The organism is Pseudomonadales bacterium, assembly GCA_024234165.1.
Taxonomy (GTDB): Bacteria; Pseudomonadota; Gammaproteobacteria; order Pseudomonadales; family UBA5518; genus UBA5518.
Genome location: JACKOP010000003.1, coordinates 267,117 through 286,039, shown reverse-complemented (window position 1 = coordinate 286,039; position 18,923 = coordinate 267,117). Strand labels below are relative to the sequence as shown.

At 66.7% G+C, this 18,923-nt stretch carries 16 protein-coding genes; 7 read left to right on the top strand and 9 right to left on the bottom strand.

Features of this window, described 5'->3' with window-relative positions:
- Positions 1 to 162 precede the first annotated feature (162 nt).
- Positions 163 to 492, bottom strand: coding sequence for a thioredoxin TrxA (trxA, locus tag H7A12_10635; GenBank protein ID MCP5321267.1), 330 nt, complete (start codon positions 490 to 492; stop codon positions 163 to 165).
- A 247-nt stretch (positions 493 to 739) separates the two neighbouring features.
- Between trxA and H7A12_10630 the strand changes: the two genes are divergently transcribed.
- Positions 740 to 1,510 carry an FKBP-type peptidyl-prolyl cis-trans isomerase gene (locus H7A12_10630; protein ID MCP5321266.1) on the top strand — a complete coding sequence of 257 codons (771 nt, stop codon included), beginning with the start codon at positions 740 to 742 and terminating at the stop codon, positions 1,508 to 1,510.
- 247 nt (positions 1,511 to 1,757) lie between these two features.
- Here H7A12_10630 and H7A12_10625 read toward each other — a convergent pair whose 3' ends face one another.
- Complete coding sequence (locus H7A12_10625) at positions 1,758 to 2,219, bottom strand: Rsd/AlgQ family anti-sigma factor (GenBank protein ID MCP5321265.1); 462 nt, start codon at positions 2,217 to 2,219, stop codon at positions 1,758 to 1,760.
- 123 nt (positions 2,220 to 2,342) lie between these two features.
- Positions 2,343 to 2,843 (bottom strand): disulfide bond formation protein B, encoded by a 501-nt coding sequence (locus H7A12_10620; GenBank protein ID MCP5321264.1) that lies wholly within the window; start codon positions 2,841 to 2,843, stop codon positions 2,343 to 2,345.
- A gap of 111 nt (positions 2,844 to 2,954) precedes the next feature.
- On the opposite strand from H7A12_10620, the gene H7A12_10615 reads away from it, so the two are divergent.
- Entirely contained in the window at positions 2,955 to 3,362 is a 408-nt protein-coding gene (locus H7A12_10615; GenBank protein ID MCP5321263.1) for a flagellar basal body-associated FliL family protein, read from the top strand.
- On the opposite strand, the gene H7A12_10610 is transcribed toward H7A12_10615, so the two are convergent.
- Both H7A12_10610 and H7A12_10605 read right to left on the bottom strand, forming a co-directional pair.
- Positions 3,346 to 3,948 (bottom strand): DUF479 domain-containing protein, encoded by a 603-nt coding sequence (locus H7A12_10610; GenBank protein MCP5321262.1) that lies wholly within the window; start codon positions 3,946 to 3,948, stop codon positions 3,346 to 3,348. The genes H7A12_10615 and H7A12_10610 overlap by 17 nt on opposite strands.
- 7 nt (positions 3,949 to 3,955) lie before the next feature.
- A complete protein-coding gene (locus tag H7A12_10605) occupies positions 3,956 to 5,524 on the bottom strand; it encodes a glutamate--cysteine ligase (GenBank protein MCP5321261.1) in 1,569 nt (522 codons plus the stop codon).
- A gap of 162 nt (positions 5,525 to 5,686) precedes the next feature.
- On the opposite strand from H7A12_10605, the gene H7A12_10600 reads away from it, so the two are divergent.
- From H7A12_10600 to H7A12_10590, 3 genes are read left to right on the top strand one after another with little or no spacing between them, the layout of a single operon-like run.
- The gene (locus H7A12_10600) at positions 5,687 to 6,589 is read left to right on the top strand and encodes a Dyp-type peroxidase (GenBank protein ID MCP5321260.1); all 903 of its coding nucleotides are present in this window, start codon (positions 5,687 to 5,689) and stop codon (positions 6,587 to 6,589) included.
- A gap of 6 nt (positions 6,590 to 6,595) precedes the next feature.
- A complete protein-coding gene (locus H7A12_10595) occupies positions 6,596 to 7,672 on the top strand; it encodes an efflux RND transporter periplasmic adaptor subunit (GenBank protein MCP5321259.1) in 1,077 nt (358 codons plus the stop codon).
- A complete protein-coding gene (locus H7A12_10590; GenBank protein ID MCP5321258.1) occupies positions 7,669 to 10,782 on the top strand; it encodes an efflux RND transporter permease subunit in 3,114 nt (1,037 codons plus the stop codon). The genes H7A12_10595 and H7A12_10590 overlap by 4 nt, the downstream gene beginning before the upstream one ends.
- 13 nt (positions 10,783 to 10,795) lie before the next feature.
- Here the strand turns inward: H7A12_10590 and H7A12_10585 are convergent, their stop codons facing one another.
- Both H7A12_10585 and H7A12_10580 read right to left on the bottom strand, forming a co-directional pair.
- Positions 10,796 to 11,806, bottom strand: coding sequence for an LLM class flavin-dependent oxidoreductase (locus tag H7A12_10585; GenBank protein MCP5321257.1), 1,011 nt, complete (start codon positions 11,804 to 11,806; stop codon positions 10,796 to 10,798).
- A gap of 358 nt (positions 11,807 to 12,164) precedes the next feature.
- Positions 12,165 to 13,268, bottom strand: coding sequence for a DUF1214 domain-containing protein (locus H7A12_10580; GenBank protein ID MCP5321256.1), 1,104 nt, complete (start codon positions 13,266 to 13,268; stop codon positions 12,165 to 12,167).
- Between the two features lie 129 nt (positions 13,269 to 13,397).
- Between H7A12_10580 and H7A12_10575 the strand changes: the two genes are divergently transcribed.
- Positions 13,398 to 14,633: a sulfotransferase gene (locus tag H7A12_10575; protein ID MCP5321255.1), complete on the top strand. Its 1,236-nt coding sequence runs from the start codon at positions 13,398 to 13,400 to the stop codon at positions 14,631 to 14,633.
- Between the two features lie 148 nt (positions 14,634 to 14,781).
- Positions 14,782 to 16,581 (top strand): DUF3300 domain-containing protein, encoded by a 1,800-nt coding sequence (locus H7A12_10570; GenBank protein MCP5321254.1) that lies wholly within the window; start codon positions 14,782 to 14,784, stop codon positions 16,579 to 16,581.
- 30 nt (positions 16,582 to 16,611) lie between these two features.
- Here H7A12_10570 and H7A12_10565 read toward each other — a convergent pair whose 3' ends face one another.
- Both H7A12_10565 and H7A12_10560 read right to left on the bottom strand, forming a co-directional pair.
- Positions 16,612 to 17,961: a VWA domain-containing protein gene (locus H7A12_10565; protein MCP5321253.1), complete on the bottom strand. Its 1,350-nt coding sequence runs from the start codon at positions 17,959 to 17,961 to the stop codon at positions 16,612 to 16,614.
- The gene (locus H7A12_10560; GenBank protein MCP5321252.1) at positions 17,961 to 18,884 is read right to left on the bottom strand and encodes a MoxR family ATPase; all 924 of its coding nucleotides are present in this window, start codon (positions 18,882 to 18,884) and stop codon (positions 17,961 to 17,963) included. The genes H7A12_10565 and H7A12_10560 overlap by 1 nt, the downstream gene beginning before the upstream one ends.
- Positions 18,885 to 18,923 lie beyond the last annotated feature (39 nt).

Genomic DNA, 18,923 nt, shown 5'->3' with positions numbered 1-18,923 from the left:
GGAACGAGCGGGCGAACAAATGCACTGGAATGGAGGCAAATGTAGCACGCACTCTCGACATCAGTCCAGAGCCGGGCGGGTCGTTTTCAACAGGAAAAAGGCATCGACACAGATACTGCCATGATGCAGCGGACGCATTTGCCCGGCCACCATCCTCAGGCCTCAGGCGATTGCCCCGTCGAGGAACGCAGCCAGTTGCGAGCGCGATACTGCACCGACCTTGGTCGCCGCGACGTCGCCATTGACGAACACCATCAAAGTCGGAATACCGCGAACCGCATAGCGCAGCGGTATCTCCCGGTTCGCGTCCACGTCCATCTTGCACACCGTGACCCGGCCAGCGTAATCGCGCGCGATTTCGTCCAGTACCGGCGCGATCATCTTGCACGGACCGCACCACTCCGCCCAGTAGTCCACCAGCACCGGCAACGGCGACTTCAGGACTTCCTGCTCGAATGAGGCATCCGTTACATGGACGATGTTGCTGGCCATCACGCTCTCCGGTTGCTTGCAGCGCACTGCGATTACGGCGTGAATCATAGCATTCATGTTCACGACGACCGCAACAGGGCGAGGCGGGCACCCGACTGCGAGGCGTCGAGCGGCGGTCGCAAAACGCGGCGAAGCGTGCAGCGAAGTCGTCGCATCGGGCGCGCGGGAGCGCGTATGCGCACTGCTTCGCCTCATGTATGATGCCGCGCTTCCGCGCACGCGCGCGTCATCCCGCCGAGGAATCTGCATGAACCGTTCTGCTGCCTTACCACTGGCTCTTTGCGCCGCACTGCTCGCGCTCGGCGGATGCAAGGAGTCGAAAGCACCCGCCGATGCCGGCGCGACACCGGACAAGGCGCAGTTCACGTCCGACGAGCAGCGCATGGGCTACAGCCTCGGTGCCTCGATGGGTCAGCAGTTCCGCAACGACCGCCTGCAGGTGGATGCCGACGCGCTCGCACGCGGAGTGCGCGAAGGATTCACCGGTTCGCTGTCGATGAGCGAGGACGAGATCGCTGCAGGCATGCAGCAGTTGCAGAAGACGCATACCGAGCGCATGCAGGCCGAACACGCCCAACTCGCGGCGAAGAACACCAGCGAAGGCGAAGCGTTCCTGAAGGAGAACGGCGTGAAGGAAGGCGTGGTCACGACGGCAAGCGGACTGCAGTACCGCATACTGACCGCCGGCACCGGCCCGAAGCCAGGCGTCGACGACACCGTGAAGGTGCACTACACCGGAACGCTGCTCGACGGCACCGAGTTCGACAGCTCGGTGCGCCGCGGCGAACCGGTGACGTTCCCGGTCAGCGGCGTGATTCCGGGTTGGGTCGAGGCGCTGCAACTGATGCCGGTCGGTTCGAAATGGGAACTGGTGATCCCGTCCGATCTTGCCTACGGCCCCGGCGGCGCCGGCGGGCTGATCGGACCCAACGCGGTGTTGAAGTTCGATGTCGAGTTGCTCGGCATCGAACCGCCGGCAGCGACCGAACCACCGGCAGCAACCGACGCCACGAAGTGAGCCTGCTTCAACCGTCGCAGCCTTGATCTGCACAATCTGCGTCGCAAAACGCTGCGAAGCGTGCGGCGCAGCCTTCGCATCGGGGGGGCGTGCGCCGCAGGGACGCGGCGCTCGAGCCGGCAGGGATGCATTGACGGCGTCCCACCGGTGTGAAGGTTTCGTCGCGCGCTGCCCGTATCGACGACCGGATGCTTTTGCGACAGCCTGCGCAGCGCCCATGCGCGCTGCGGGAATACGACCAACGGCCTCAGGCGACCCTGCGTCGGGGCATGTGCAGCCGCCGGATCAACGCATCTTCCTGGTCGAAACGTTCGGCCAGCAACTGCCCGAGCCGTGACAGCTCTTCCATCAAGGGGCGTCCGGCGCCACCGCCAAAGTAGTGCTCGTTGAAATCGAGGGCTGCGACGGTCGTCGGCACGATGCTGGCGTAGAGGCGGGCTGCCTCGCGGCAGCGGCGCGCACCCAGACGCTCGCCTTCCTCGAGCAGGGCGCCGTAGATCTCGAAGTGCCCTGCCGATACATAATCGACCAGCACCTCGCAGAAGCGATCCAGCATCTGGCGTGTCTCGGCACGCCGCAAGCCTCCTCTGGCCCTGCCACTGAGCTCGCACAGCAGGCCCAGCAGTTGCTGGCGCTCACCGAGCCAGCGCTGCAACAACACGTCGACGGCACGCCAGCGATCCCCGTTGCGGTTGATGTTCTTCTTCATCCCGAACCCCCTTGCCATCCCCTGCCGGTGCACCAGCAGCCATTCTTGAAAATTCTTCTTGTTCAGCAGGATAGCAAGGATTTATTGAGGAACAGCTTCAACTTTTCGGTGTAACTGTAATTTTCACACTCGCGGGCGCCAGCCAGTCCACGCGACGAGCAACGCAAAGCCCGCGAACGCCGCCAGCGTCCAGGCCGGTATCGACAGACCGAGGAAACTCCAGTCGACCGTGGCACAGTTGCCGTCACCGCGCAACAGCAGACGCAAGGCGTCCTTCAGCGGGAAGGCGTCGAACATGTACGCAAGATCGGGTCCACACGCAGGCGCCTGCTCCGGTGGCAGGCTCTGCAGCCAGACGTGACGCGCCGAAATGGAGCCACCCGCCACGCAGAGCAGCGCCGCGAACGCGCTGTAGATGCGCACGCCGAGTCGGCGCGGCCCGTGTACTGCCGCCGCCAGCCCGGTCAGCCCGAGCAGCACGATGAAGATGCGCTGACTCATGCACAGCGGGCACGGTTCGAGGCCGCGCGCGTACTGCAGCCAGAAGCCGAAACCCATCATTGCCGCAGTGACGATGAAAACACCGAGGAAGACGTGGCGGGAGCGAATCCAGGCGGGCAGCATCGTAACTCCAGTGTCGCTGTACCGGCGCACACGCTAGGGGAAGCATCGGCAGCGGTCAATCACGCCCGTGCCTCGTGTATCCTAGCGCCCCCGGTCAACCAGGATTTCCAGATGCTGCTTGCACGCCGACTGCTTCTCCTCGTGCTGTGGCTGCTGCCGGTTGCCACGCTGGCGAGTTCTGCGGACACGGAAGCACCCGCAGAGGAGGCTCGCGATTTCGAGTACATCGCGATGTCGCCCCCCTTCGTGGTCAACGTCGGCGGCACGGGAAGAATCGGGTTTCTCAAGATCGAGGTGTCGTTGCGTGCCAACAAGCAAGCGGCGTCGCTGGTGCAGCACCACATGCCCGCACTGCGTCACGAACTGATCATGCTGTTCAGCCGCCAGGATCCGGACGCGCTCGACTCGCCCGAACAACGCGAAGCCCTGCGCCTGGAAGCGCTGGGCGCCGTACGGCACGCGGCGGGGAGCGACGGGGTCCAGGACCTGTTGTTCACTTCGTTCATCGCCCAGCGCTGAAGCTGCCCCGAAACTCCTGCGTCGCGGCCACGGCCTGCAGACGCGGGTAGAAATCCAGGAACGCTGCCTCCACGGCGTCGATATGCTCCCACGCCCGCACGATCGTTGTGCGCATCTGCCCCGGACAACCGAGGCGCTCCCCGATATGCTCCAGCGTTCCGTCGACGACCGCCGCGTCACCGTACCGCTGCAGCAGTTCGTGCCGCGTGATGCGCGTCGCCTGCTGTTGCGCTGCCACCGGCAGGCGCTGGTGGTGGCGCACGAGCGTGGTGCAGACTTCCCCGGCGAAGACCGGTAGCGGCGTGGCCGAGAAGCGCTCCCAGTGCCGCGTAAGCAGGTGATCGAGAAACACGTCGATCACGATGCCTGCCAGCCGGCGTTCGCCACCCGTGAAGTGGCTTCGCAGCCGCCGCAACGCCGCATCGCTGTCGGTCAGCGCATCGATGCGCCGGTGCAGCCGCACGCCGCGCTCGAGCGCCGGCGGCAGCGTTCCATCCAGCGGCCCCTTCAGGTAATCGCCGAGCAATGCACCCAGCACCAGGAATTCGCACCCGGCGGCGAGATGGAAATGCGCCAGGTGGTTCACGTACGCACTATCGCGCGTAGTAGTTCGCGAGGTAACGCTCGAACGGCAACGTGTCAGCAGTTTCGAGCGCTGCCTGTTGCTCGAGCGACTCGCGCGCGAGGCGTGCGAACTCCGCATCCGATGCCGCGTCGAGCGGCCGCGCGAGGAAATGTGCATGATGCACACGCGAGCGCTCCATCGCGAAGCGGAAAAACGATTCCCCGCTGTGGCGCAGAGTCGCCAGCACGCGCGCCGACGGTGTCGCGTCGGGATCGCGCAGCTTCTCCCGCTGCGCGGTGATGCTGGTGCGGTAGCCGTCGCCGCCATACGCACGATCGAGCAGCTCGGCCGCCGCATCGATATCGGCAAACAACATTTCGCCGAACGGGCGCAATCCGGTTTCGCGACCGTCGGATGCACGCAGACGCAGCGCCGGATCGCGACCGCGCTCCACCACCGCCAGCAGGTTCTCGCGCGCGACACCCCGCTCTGCGGCATCCGACGGCGGACTCGACTGCAACAGGCAGCAAAGCAGGAACGCGTCGAGGAAGCGTGCCGTCTCCGCCGCGATGCCGATCGGTTCGAACGGATCGAGATCGAGACAGCGAACCTCGATGTACTCCACCCCGCGCTCGGCGAGCGCGTGCCGGGGCGATTCACCGCTGCGCGCGATGCGCTTGGGACGGATCGGCGCGTAGAACTCGTTCTCGATCTGCAGCAGGCTGGTGTTCAGTTGCCGCCACGAATCGCCGTCACGCACCCCGATGCGCTCGTAGTCCGGATGCGGTTCGCAGATCGCACGCTGCAGGGCCCCGACGTACTGGTCCAGGCTGTTGTACGAGATGTCGATGCTGCGCTGCGCGCTGCTCTGGTAACCCAGATCGCCCATGCGCAGCGACGTGCCGAACGGCGCGTGCAGAGTGCCGTTGCCGAGCGGCTGCAACCGGTGCGAACGACCACCGATGAACGTGGCGCACAGCGCCGGTGAGGCACCGAACAGGTAGACGAGCAACCACGCGTTACGGTGGAAATTGCGGATCAGCCCGAAGTAGCGCGCCGTCCTGAAATCACGCAGCGGCAGCTCGCTCGCGGTGTGCGCGTGCAGCCATCCCCAGAACGCATCGCCCAGCGAGAAGTTGTAGTGCACGCCTGCGATGGTCTGCATCAGGCGGCCGTAGCGCCAGCCGAGCCCCATGCGGTAGACGGTTTTCATCAGCGCCACGTTCGAGCTGCCGTAGCGCGCCACCGGGATATCCTCGTCGCGCTCGAGCACGCACGGCATGCTCGCTGCCCACAGCAGCTCGTCACCGATTCCGGTGTGCACGTAGCGATGGATGCGATCGAGCTCATCGAGCGTGTCCGCGAGTCCGGTGTGAGCACCGGTGATGAACTCGAGCAGCGCTTCCGAGTAATCGGTCGTGATCGATGGATGCGTCAGCGCCGAACCCAGCGCACGCGGGTGCGCCGTCTGCGCGAGCCGGCCCTGCGGCGTTATGCGCAGGCTTTCCTTCTCGATACCGCGACGGATCGAGCGCAACAACGCGCCGTCGCGCGCGTCGCCGAGTGCAGCGAGAATTCGTTCGAATTGCGTATCCACGATCTTTCCTGGCCCGCCACGCCACGCGCATGACGCGCGGGCGGCCTGAGTTTAGTGAGGCGATTCCAGCAAGTACAGCACGGAGGCGGGCCTGTCACGTGCCTGCAGACCGTGATAGTTTTGCCCTCGCTCATGCAATGCCAGCGCACCGGAGACCCGCAGATGCCGACGCCACAGCCGGCGATTTTCCGCGAGAATACGCCGCACCACTACTTCCTCGAGTTTCACCTGCGCCCGGGCTGGTACCAGGGCGCGCTGAAGCGTTCACTGGCCGCCGCCCTCGATGCGCGCCCCGCAGAGACCAGCGTCCTGCTCGCCTTCGGGCGCGACGCGTGGGAGCGCCTCGCGCCGGATGCGGTGCCCGATCACTTCATCGCATTCCACGCGGTTCTCGGCAAACAGGACCGTACCGCACCCGGCACGCAGGGCGATCTGCTGTTCTGGCTGCACGGCGAGCGTCACGACCTGAACCTGCAGTGCGCGCTCGCGATCGGGCACGCACTCACGGGCATCGCCACGCTCGAACTCGAGCTGCACGGTTTCAGGCACCTCGACTCACGCGATCTCACCGGCTTCATCGACGGCAGCGCAAACCCGCAGGGCGAAGAAGCACGTGCAGCGGCGCTGATTCCCACCGGCAAGACCGGGGCTGCCGGCAGCTTCGTGCTGACCCAGCAGTGGGTACACGATCTCGAACGTTTCGGCAGGCTCGCACAGGCCGAGCAGGAAGCCGTGGTCGGACGCACCCGGGCCGACAGCATCGAGCTCGAAAACGCACCGCCGACCGCGCACGTGAAGCGCGTCGAGATCGATATCGACGGCGAGGAGCTGAAGATCTACCGGCGCAGCGTGCCGTGGGGCGGGTTGCGCCAGCACGGGCTGTATTTCCTCGCGTTCTCGCGCGAAATCATGGTATTCGCGATGCAGCTCGACCGCATGTTCGGTCGCTCCGAGGACGGGCTGCTGGACCGTCTCACCGAGTTCAGCACACCGATCTCCGGTTCGTACTGGTACGCGCCGGCGCTGGAGACACTGCGTGCAGCAATCGGCCACGCTCCGGAATAGCCCGCCGTGAAGCCAATGCGCTCGCTCGTCATGCTGCTCTGTGTCGCAGCGGCTGTAGGCGGAGGCTGGTATCTGGGCCGCGAACGGCTGGCACCGGAACCGGTATTCAAGGCGGATCGACCTGCCGTGCGTGCTGCCGTCGTGAAGCGCACACAGATTGCGGATCGCGTCGAAGCGCTGGGAACGACGGCGGCGTGGGACTCGGTCGAGTTGCGCCCGGTAGTCAGCGAAACGGTACGCTCTCTGCACTTCGAGGACGGCCAGGCGGTACGCCGCGGCGCCTTGCTGGTCGAGCTCGAACAGGACGAGGAACGCGCGCAGCTCGGGGAAGCGCGCGCCAACCTGCAGGAGCAGGAGCGCGAACTGCGCCGCATCGAGGATCTGGTTGCGCGCAGACTGGTCGCACGTACCGAACTCGATGCGCGCGCCACGCTGCGCGACGTGGCACGGGCACGACTTGCGGGCGCCGAAGCCGCACTTGCAGACCGCACGTTGCGTGCGCCGTTCGACGGCGTGCTCGGATTGCGGCGCGTGAGCCCGGGCGCGCTGGTCGGCCCGGACACGCTGATCACCACGCTCGACGACATCAGCACGCTGCAGCTCGACTTCACGGTGCCTGCCGCACAGCTCGGCGCGCTGCACAACGGAGCCACACTGCTCGCCACGAACCCCACCTTCGAAGGGCGCGAGTTCAGCGGCACCGTGGCCGCAACCGAGGCGCGCCTGAATCCGGTCGAGCGATCGCTGACCGCGCGCGCACGGATCGACAACCCGGACGGCATGCTGAAGCCCGGCATGCTGATGCAGGTGCGCATCCAGAGCAGGCCGCGCGATGCGCTCGTGGTCCCGGAGGAGGCGATCATCCACCACCAGCGTTCGCACTTCGTGCTGCTGGTCGCGCGTGACGACGGCAACCGGCTGCTGCGCCGCGAGGTTTCGGTGGGAGCACGCACCGCGGGCAGCGCCGAGATACTGGCGGGACTCGCCGAAGGTGATCTGATCGTCGTCGAGGGACTGAACACCGCACGGCCGGGCGAGCAGGCCGATCTGCTCGGCGTCGTCGGCACGGATCCGCCGCCATGATGCTGTCGGACGTGTCGGTGCGCCGGCCCGTGCTCGCCACGGTGCTGAGCCTGCTGCTGCTCGCCTTCGGCGCCGTCGCGTTCGATCTGCTGCCGCTGCGCGAGTATCCGGACATCGACCTTCCCGTCGTCACGATCCAGACCTCGTATCGCGGCGCATCCGCCGCGGTGGTCGAGACGCGCATCACGCAACCGATCGAGGATCGCATCGCCGGCATCGCCGGGCTGGACACGGTCAGCTCGAGGAGCGAGGACGGGGTATCGACGATCCAGCTCGAATTCTCGCTCGAGCGCACTATCGACGACGCAGCGAACGACGTGCGCGATCGCGTCTCGGGCGTGCTCGACGACCTGCCGAACGAGGCCGACGCACCGGATATCCGCAAGCAGGATTCGTCCGGAACCGTGATGCTGTGGATGTCGCTGGTGTCGGACCGCATGAGCCGTCTCGAGCTGACCGACTACGCGAACCGCGTGCTCGCCGATCGCTTCGCGGTGATCGACGGCGTCGCCCAGATCTATGTGAGCGGCGGACTCGATTACGCGATGCGCGTCTGGCTCGATCACGACGCGCTGGCGGCGCGTTCTCTGGACGTGAGGGACGTCGAGGCAGCGCTCGCACGCGAAAACCTGGAATTGCCGGCCGGCACACTGCGCTCGCTCGAACGCGATTTCGTCGTGCGCATGGAGCGCGGCTACCGCACCGCCGAGGACTTCCGCCAGCTCATGGTCGGCAAGGGCGCCGACGGCCATCTGGTGCGCCTCGGCGAGGTCGCACTGGTGGAGCTCGGCGCCGCCGAGAACCGCAAGCAGTTCCGCGCCAACGGCGTGCCGATGGTCGGTCTCGGCGTGATCAAGCAAAGCACCGCAAACACGCTCGCGGTGGCGCGCGCGGTCAAGGCCGAGCGCGAACGCCTGCAGTCGTCGCTGCCCGAGGGGATGCGCATCCTGCGCAGTTACGACTCCTCGGTATTCATCGAAAGCGCGATCCACGAGGTCTACAAGACGCTGCTGATCGCCGCGCTGCTGGTGGTGGCGGTGATCTGGCTGTTTCTGGGCGACACGCGCGCGATGCTGATACCGGCGGCCACCCTGCCGGTATCGCTGGTGGCGACCTTCATCGTGCTGTGGGCGTTCGGCTACTCGATCAACCTGCTGACGCTGCTCGCGCTGGTACTGGCGATCGGGCTGGTGGTGGACGATGCGATCGTCGTGCTCGAGAACGTACACCGGCGCATGCGCGCGGGCGAAACCGCACTTGTGGCCACCTGGCGTGGCACGCGCCAGGTCGGCTTCGCGGTCGTTGCGACCACGCTGGTGCTGGTGGCGGTGTTCGTGCCGATCACCTTCCTGCAGGACGACGTGGGCCGCCTGTTCGGCGAATTCGCGGTCGCGATGGCCGCAGCCGTGCTGTTTTCGTGCCTGGCCGCGCTGACACTCTCGCCGGCGATGTGCTCGCTGATACTGCGCTCGCACGGCTCGCTGCAGCCCGACGACGGCGCCTTTGCGCGCACCCGCGATGCCTATCGCACATTGCTGGCGCGCGTGCTGCACCATCCCTGGCTTGCGTTCCTCGTGATCCTGCTGGTCGGCGTTGCAGGCGCACTGCTGTTGCGCGCGCTGCCGATCGAGTTCGCGCCACGCGAGGACCGCGGCTCCTTCTTCATGTTCATGAATGCGCCCGAGGGCTCCTCGTACGACTACACGCAACGCCAGGTCGACATGATCGAGCAGCGCCTGATGCCGCTGGTGGAGCGTGGCGAGATCGAACGCATGCTCTTGCGCGCTCCGGGCGGCTTCGGGCGCAGCGAGATCTACAGCCAGGCGCTCGGCATCTTCAACCTGCCGCACTGGGACACCGGACGGCGCCCGGCGTGGGAAACCGTCGAAGAGATCCGCCGGCGCATCGCGGACGTTCCCGGCGTGCAGGCGTTTCCGACGATGCCGCAAGGCCTGGGCGGGCGCTTCCAGAAGCCGGTGCAGTTCGTCATCGGCGGTGGCACCTTCGAGGAACTCGCACGCTGGCGCGACCTGATGCTCGAGCGCATCGCGGGCAATCCCGGGCTGAGCGGTGTCGATCACGACTACAAGGAAACCAAGCCGCAACTGCGCGTCGTCGTCGATCGCGACCGTGCGGCCGACCTGGGTGTCAGCGTCGGGGAAATCGGGCACACGCTGGAAACCCTGCTCGGTTCACGCCGCGTGACCAAGCTGCTGATGAACGGCGAGGAATACGACGTGATCCTCGAGGCGCTCGAGGAGAGCCGGCGCACCGCGAACGATCTGATGCGCATCCACGTGCGCTCCACCACCAGCGGCGCGCTGATCCCGCTGGCGAACCTGATCCGGTTCGAGGAGTTCGCCGACGCCGGCACGCTGAACCGTTTCAACCGCACCCGCGCGATCACGATCGAGGCGAATCTCGCCAACGGTTACACGCTCGGCGAAGCGATCGAGTGGCTCGAGCGCAGTGCGCGCGAACTGCTGCCCGCGGGCGCGGTTACCGATCTCAAGGGTGAGTCGCGTGACCTGCGCAGCGCAGGGCGGTCGATCTACGCGATCTTCCTGCTGTCGCTGCTGGTGGTGTACCTGGTGCTGGCGGCGCAGTTCGAGAGCTTCCTCGACCCGCTGATCGTGATGCTGACGGTACCGCTCGCGGTGGTTGGCGCGCTGCTCGGCCTGTGGCTGAGCGGACAGACGTTGAACCTCTACAGCCAGATCGCGATCATCATGCTGGTCGGGCTGGCGGCGAAGAACGGGATTCTGGTGGTCGAGTTCGCGAACCAGTTGCGTGCCGAGGGGCTCGCGCGCGAGCAGGCGCTGCTCGACGCCGCCGCGCTGCGACTGCGCCCGATCGTGATGACGTCGATCACCACCGTGATGGGAGCGGTGCCGCTGGTCGTCTCCAGCGGTGCCGGCAGCGAGACGCGTCACGTGATCGGGGTGGTGGTGATCTCGGGGGTCGTGGTCTCCACCGCACTGAGCCTGCTGGTGGTTCCGCTCGCGTACCACTGGTTCACCGCACGCGCGAAGCCGCCGGGTGCGCGCGCGCAACGACTCGAACACGAGCTTGCTGCCGGTTCGCAGGGCGACCGGCACACAGCGTCCTGAGCACGCACGGTGATCAGGCGCGCGCGAAAGCGAAATGCTGCGCGTCGAAGGCCCGGTACGTCGCCTCGATCAGATCCGCATCGAAGCCCAGGCACGAAAGCACGTGCGTGTGGATGCCGCCTGCGGCGAGATCGAGCACACGCTGCTGGCATTGCTCGGGTGTGCCGATGATCGCGATCGCGTCGATCAGCTCGTCGCTGAGCGCGCGCGCGGTGCGCTCACGGTCACCGGCGGCCCAGCCTTCGCGGATCTCGCGTGCTGCCTGCTCGTATCCCGCCCATGCGAGGTACTGGTTGTAGACCGGTGTGGCGTAATACGAAGCAAACATCAGCCGGAACAGGCGCCGCGTCGCTTGCGGGTCCGCGCTGACCGCGACCTGGTGACGACAGACGATTTCGACCTCGGCGGGATCCTTGCCGGCCGCCGATGCCCCGCGTGCGATGTGCTCGACGATGCGCGGCAGCGCCTGGCGTGGAAACAGGTTCAGGATCACGCCATCACCGATCCCGGCGGCGAGTTCGAGCATGCGTGGGCGAAGCGCTGCCAGGTAGATCGGCACGCCACCCTCGATCGGCTGCTGGCGATAACCGTGACTGCTGAGCGTCTCGCCACTGAAATGCGTCTTCTCGCCGGCGAGTATCCCGCGCAGCAGTTGTACCGTCTCGCGCATGCGCGCGAGCGGCTTGTCCAGCCTGAGCCCGTGCCAGCCTTCGATGATCGCGTGACTCGAGGTACCGAGTCCCAGCACGAAGCGTTGCGGCGCGAGCTGGGCGATCGTCGCCACCGTGCTCGCGAGCACTGCCGGCGTGCGCGTGTAGGCAGGCACCACCGCGATGCCGATGCGCACACGCGAGGTGTTCTGCGCCAGCAGCGCCGCCAGCGTCAGGCCATCCATGCCGCCGGCATCGGCCAGCCACAGATCGTCGTAGCCAACGCTCTCGGCTCGGCGCGCCAGCGCCAGCACGTCGGCGACGCTGCTGCTCGCTCCGGGCAATGTGATCGCGGTGCGCAGACGCGGGGGCATGGCGGGATCCTCACGATTCGCAGACACGGCGCGCATGGTACGACACCCTGCGGCTGGATGGCGGCGTCAGCAGGTGTCGCACGACATGACGCGGCGCGTGGTGACGCCTTCGCATCGGGGGCGTGCGCCGCAGGGATCCGGCGCTCGAGCCTGCAAGGACGCATTCACGGCGTCCCACCGGTGCGACGGTGTCGCACGACATGACGAGGCGCGTGGTGACGCCTTCGCATCGGGGGGCGTGCGCCGCAGGGATGCGGCGCTCGAGCCTGCAAGGACGCATTCACGGCGTCCCACCGGTGCGAAGGCGTCACCACGCGCCAACCTCGCCCACCGACACGCGCCTTTTGCGGCACCCGCCTCAGCCGCGCAGCGCCGCCAGATCGGCGAGTTCGGTGTGCGGGGTCTGGATCGCTTCGTGCGGCAACAGGAATCGCCAGTAGACCAGGCCGCTGCTGCGACCACCGGTATCCAGCCAGTTCGGCACGCCCGGGTCTTCGGCGGCGATCACGATACGGTAGCTGCCGTCACTCTCGAGCGCAGTCTGCGCACGGTTCAGCGAGACGCGCCGGCGCAGGTAGTCGAAGCTCTGACGGAACCGCGTCCACAGCACCACACCGGCGTAACGGCATACCGGAAAGCGCCCGCTCATCACCAGCGCCTTGCCGGCAGGAACGTGGAATGGCGCCATCGCATAGGCGATATCGAGCGCTGCATACGCCATCCCCGCATCGGGTTTCTGCGCTGCGGTGAACTGGTTCGGGACGCGCGACACCCATGCCGGCACCGGGCCACGGCCACGCATTTCATCCAGCGTGCGGCTGCGCAGCAGCCGTGACACACGCCTGATGCCAGCGCTGGTCACCGCGGCATCGGGCTCTGCGCCAGCCCGTGGCTCCCCGAGGTAGTCGATCTGCAGCGGAACGTGTCGCTGCGCTTCACCCATCACGCAGTTCACGCTCTCGTAGTAGTGACGCGCGAGTATTCCGAGCGCACCGGCGGGTATGCGCAGGCAGTTGCGCTCGCCCGGCGTGGCGTCGGGCATCAGCAGGAGTTCGAAGGAGCCGTCCGGCCCCACGTCGAACTCCTCGCTGTTCAGCGTGCCGCCCACGCCTTCGCCACCGGCATCGGCACTCTGGATCGCAAACGACACGTACACCGCTCCCGCCACGTTGCCGCGAATGCGGTACGCACCGTCGCTCGCGATATTGCACTCGTGGTAGATCGCGTCCGGGCTGTCACCCCCGAACTTCATCACCGGCGTGATCGCCCGGCGAAACACCGGCCGGTACGGGTCGGCTTCCAGTTGCGAACCGATCGCCCGCTGCAGGCCATGCAGCAGCAGGCGGTGCCCGTCGGCAACGTCGAGCGCGCTCTTCGTCGCATCCGGTTCACCGACGTAGCCGGCATCGATTTCGGCGAGCAGCGCGAGCAGCTCGCGAAAGGCCTGGCGAGATTCGCTCATCGTACGATCTCCGCAGCGTGGTTCGTGCCGAGCGTCGCAGCTTGGTATCGACACGTCAACGCCGGCGTTGACTGCCGGCGCGCACCCCACTAGCGTGCAGTACAGCCATGGTTCAGACGGAAAATCATCATGCAGATCACGCAACAGGACTGGGTGCGGCGGCTGAACTACCTTGGCGCGGCGGTTGGTGGCGCCGGGCGGCTGCTGCAGCTCGACGCCGACGAACTGATCGCCGAGGCCTGCGCGGGCAGCGGACTCGACGACTTTGGTGATGCCGGCTGGGAGGAACCCTTTCGCCGTCTGGTCGCCTCGCTGGAGAAGGACGTCGCGCTGCACACGCTGGGGAGATTGCTGACGCGTGCCGATCTGCTGCGCGCACTGCGCAACCGGCTGTTCGTGACGGCGGCGCACCGCAACGACCCGACGATCGCGCAGCGGAACATCACGGCACCGCTGCTGATCGCCGGGCAGGGGCGTACCGGCACCTCGATCCTGTTCGAGCTGCTGGCGCTCGATACCCGCAATCGCGCACCGCTCGCCTGGGAAGCCGCGAGCCCGGTCGAACCGCCCGCTGCAACGCTGGGCGGCACGGTCACGCGCGGGCAGATCGCCGAAACGGTGAACGAGTTCTGGGTCGACATCCAGCCGGCGCTCAGCGCCGCACACGAGTACCGCTGGGATCTGCCCGTGGAATGCATCCGCTTCCTCGACAGCGACTTCAGCACCGACTGGTGGGCGATGCTCTATGGCGCGTGGGACTGGCTGCGCTGGCGCGCCGAGGCGCGACCACGCAGTGCCTATCCATGGCACCGTTCGATCCTGCAGTTGCTGCAGGGCCAGGATCAGCACCCGCGCCGCTGGCTGCTGAAATCACCGGCACACCTTGGTGCGCTGGACCAGTTGCTCGCGCAATACCCGGATCTGCTGATCATCCACACCCACCGCGACCCACTGAAGTCGGTTCCCTCGACGGTGAGCCTGTCGACGCTGATGCGCGCAAGCCGCGCCGACGGCGTGGACCCGGCACTGGTCGCACAGCTCGTCGTCGGTGGTTATTCGGCGACGCTGCGCAAGGTGATCGAGGAACGCGCGAACGGCACCATTGCGGCAGACCGGATCGTCGACGTCCATTTCCAGTCACTGATGAAGAATCCGGTCACCACCATCGAGGCCGTCTACGATCGCTTCGGGCTGAGCTTCCATCCGGCTTTCGCCGATTCGATCCGGGAATACCTGCAGCGCAAGCCGCGCGGACGCTTCGGTACCCACAGCTACCATCCTGCCGACTACGGACTGAGCGAGCAGGGAATCCGCGATGCGTTCCGCTTCTACACGGATCACTACGACATCGCGCTGGAGCACTGAAGGCGGAAGTCACCGGAGCGCCCGGCGATGAATGGAACTGCCACGGGGGTAATGTCGTCGAGAGCGGTGCCGTGGCAATAATCACACAGGTCAACCAGACAACACCCTGCGCGTTCTAATCGGCGGAATCACCTTCGGGAGCATCACGATGAAGACCCTGTTCGGCTGGCTGATGGCGCTGGTGCTGGCCGTCTCGTCCGGCGCATCCGTCGCGAAATCGCAGGAGGTGGTGCCATTCGCGCAGGCGGAACTCGATCAGATGCTGGCGCCGATCGCACTGTATCCGGATCAGTTGCTGTCGCAGATCCTGATGGCAGCCACCTACCCGCTCGAGGTCGTGCAGGCGGCGCGGTTCCTGCGTGACAATCCGGACCTGCACGGACAGGACGCGGTACGTGCGGCCGAGGGGCGCGACTGGGATCCGAGCGTGCAGTCACTGCTCGCGTTCCCGAACGTACTGGAGCAGATGGAAGCCGACCTCGACTGGACCGAACGCCTCGGCGATGCCTTCCTCGCACAGCAACAACAGGTGATGGATACCGTGCAGGCGCTGCGCAATCGCGCTTACGCTGCCGGCAATCTGCGTTCGAACGACAAGGTACGCGTAGTGCGCGAACGCGAGGTGATCGTCGTGCGGCCCGTGCGCCAGGATCTGGTCTACGTGCCGTACTACGATCCGTTGACGATCTACGGCTCGTGGTGGTGGCCGCAGTATCGACCGGTCACGTGGGGTCCGTGGCCGGGCTACGGACTGGCGTCTGGTTACAGCAACTTCAGCGGTTTCTACTGGGGCTCCGGAATCAGCCTCGGCGTCAACTTCTTCTTCGGCGACTGGGACTGGCCGACGCACCGCGTGCGCGTGGTGCCACACAGACCGTTCTACTACCGTCGCCCGCCACCGGTTCACCATGTGTGGGTGCACGACTACCAGCATCGCCGCGGCCACCGGTACCCCAACCGCGCCGTGGAACATCGCTACGTACCGACTGACGCCCGCCCGGTGTACCGGCACGACTACGGCGAGCGACGGGGCGATCACGACGGGTTTCGTTACGGCAATCACGACCGGGGTCGTGCCGACGAGCACGAACACGACCGGGTTCCGGAACATGACCCGCAGTTTCGTTCGGAACGGACCCAGCGCCTGCGCAGCGACCATCGCGACCCCGACCACCGGCGCGATCGCAACACGTGGCGCAGTCATGACACCCGCGAGGACGCAGTGAGGCCACACGGTCTGCTGCAAGGGCGGCAGCACTCGGGCGGCATGCTCCACAGCGGCAGCGAATCCCGGGATGATCGGGTGCGCGAGCGTATCCACCGGAGCCACGAAACGAATCCCGCTGCAGATGCTGCGCTCCCGCAACGGCACACCGACGGAGCTGACGGGCACCGCGAAGCGCGCGAACGTCTGCTGCAGGAAACCCAGCAGTGGACACAGCCACGCGCAGAAACGATCCGCCCACGCCACGAGCGCATCCAGCCGCGCCAGGAGCAACCGGAGCAAGTCGCACCACCACCGGAGCGTACAGAGCAGCATCAAGGTCGTTTCGGGCGGCGCCAATGGCAGACGTCTCATCCGGCACCGGGCGACGCCTCGCGCGCGGGCGCATACGAACGGCCGGCACCGCAAGCAGCGGGCATCGGCGAACGCACGAGCGACGACGCACGCATGCAGCCGCGCGCCGCACCCCGCGGCGGCTTGCATGGCTGGGGAGCCGGCGAACGACGCAGCGGATTCCGTGGCGCGGAGCGCGGTGAACGCAGCGAGTCGCGGGGCATGGAAGGCGAGGGGCGCGGTAGTTTCCGCGGCTCGAATCCGCAAGAGCACGGCCGATTCCGTGGTCCGGAATCGGGTGATCGCGGCAGATTCCATGGCGCCGGGCGTGGTGGCTTGCGTGGCGCCGGGTCTGGCGAGCAAGGGCCGCGGCCTGATCAGAATCCCTGATGCACGATCCAGGGTGACAACGCCGACGCCTCAGCCAGCGCGCAGCAGGTCGTCGGCGAAGCGTTCGAGCTGGCGGATCGACTGCACCACACGCACCTCGCTGCACGCGCTGCGGTAACGCAACATCTCCGAGTCACCGGTTCCCCACAGCGGAGCCGGCTCCGGCGTGAGCCAGATCAGCCGCCGCGCGCGGCGACCGATCTCGCGCAACGCGGGCAGCGCCGGGTCGCCACGGTTGTTGCGCGCGTCGCCCAGGATCACCACGGTCGCGCCGGCGTCCGGGTCACGACCACTCGCATCGAGCAGTCCGCGCAGCGCCGTGCCGTAATCGGTCGAACCGCCTGCGTAGCGGTGCTGCACCTGCGCCAGCGCATGCTCTGCACGGTTGTGCGCGAACAGTTCGCTCACTTCGACAAGCTGCGATGAAAACACGAAGCTGCGCACGCGCGGCAGCACGTCGCCCAGCCCGTACAGGAAGAGCAGCAGGAAACGCGCATACGCGCTAACCGAGCCACTGACGTCGCACAGCGTGATCAGTGCAGGACGGCTGCGACGGCGGCTTTTCCAGCGCGGTGCAAACAGCAGGCCGTCGTGCGCGAGGCCCCCTCGCAGCGTGCGTGGCAGGTCGAGCTGCCCACGCCGGTATTCGCGCCGGCGCACGGCATGACGCGCCGCGAGCCGACGTGCGATCCGGCGCACGATGCGCGTGATCTGCACCAGATCACGCTCCTCGAGTTGCGACAGACGCGCCGTTCGCAGCACCGATTCACGCAGTTCGCGCGCCTGGGTGCCTGCAAACAGCAGATGGTGTCGCTCCACGTGTTCACGCACGCGTTCACGCAGCAACTCGCTCCACTGTTTCAGCGCGAGTGCTGCAACCGCACCCGGCTCGACGCCGGCCGGCATCTGTTCGAGCGCGAGGATGCGCTGCTGCAACTCCTGCCAGCCGAGAGCGTCCAGCGTCTTGCGCACGTAGAGTCCGCGCTGCGTGAAGCTGCTCATCGCCTCGATCCCTGCGTCGCGGGCAGCCGCATCGATCGCGAGCTGCAGCTGCACGGGATCGGCGGCTCCGCCTGCCGCTGCGATTGCCGCGCCAACAGAACCCGTCACCGGCATGGCCAAGGCAGTATCGAAGGGAGCGAGCTGCGTCGTGACGGACGTGCGATCAGGTCCGGCAAAGAAGCGCGCGAAACATTCCTCGAACGACTGCTTGTCGTCGATCGTCTTGGCGAGCGTGGCTGCGAGCGCCTGCTGCAACAAGGCGCGATCGTCGTATCCGCACAACGCGAGTGCATACGCCGCGTCCAGCGTCTCGGCCGGTGACACGCGGACTCCCGCGTTGCGCAGCACGCGCACGAAGTCCGTCAGCACGCGCTCCATCAGCGCGTGGCTGCCTGCGCGCGACCAAGCAGCGTCTGCAGGTTCTCTGCAACCGCCTGGATATCGTCCTCGAACTTCAACAGCACATTCAGCGTCTCGCGCACCAGCGCCGCATCGAGCGCATGCGCGTGCAGCAACAGCAGTGCACGCGCCCAGTCGATGCTTTCGCTGACTGCCGGGGGCTTCTTCAGATCGAGTTCACGCACTGCCTGCACGAAGCCGACGAGCTGGGAGCGCAGCGAATCGGCCACTTCCGGCACCTGCGCGCGCACGATGCGGTTCTCGAGCGCCGCGTCCGGAAACGGGATATACAGGTGCAGGCAGCGGCGCTTCAGTGCGTCGCTGATCTCGCGCGTGCTGTTGCTGGTCAGGATCACCAGCGGCGTGTGACGTGCGCGCACGGTGCCGATCTCCGGTACCGACAACTGGTAGTCGGAAAGCATCTCCAGCAGCAGGGACTCGAACTCCTGGTCGGCCTTGTCGATCTCGTCGATCAGCAGCAGCGCTCCGTCGTCTGCCCGCATCGCCTTCAGCAGCGGACGTGGTTCGAGAAATTCCTCGCTGTAGAAGACATCGCCGAACTCGTGCAGCCGCTGCACCGACTCGGCCAACCCGTGCACGCCCTTCAGCAGCTCGCCGAGCTGCTCCTTCAGCACCTGCGTGTAAAGCAGTTGCTTGCCGTACTTCCACTCGTAGAGCGCCTTGCTCTCGTCGAGCCCCTCGTAGCACTGCAAGCGGATCAGCGGCAGCGAGAGGTACTGCGCCAGCGTCTTCGCGAGTTCGGTCTTGCCGACACCGGGCGGCCCTTCGACGAGCACCGGCTTCTGCAGTTGATACGCCAGATAGACGGTGGTCGCGGCCTGCGCGGAGCAGATGTAGCGCAGCTCCTCGAAGCCGGCCCGAATTGCAGCCGGGGACGTCATCAGCGGCGTGGGCAGGCGGGGTGGCAACTCGGTTCGGCT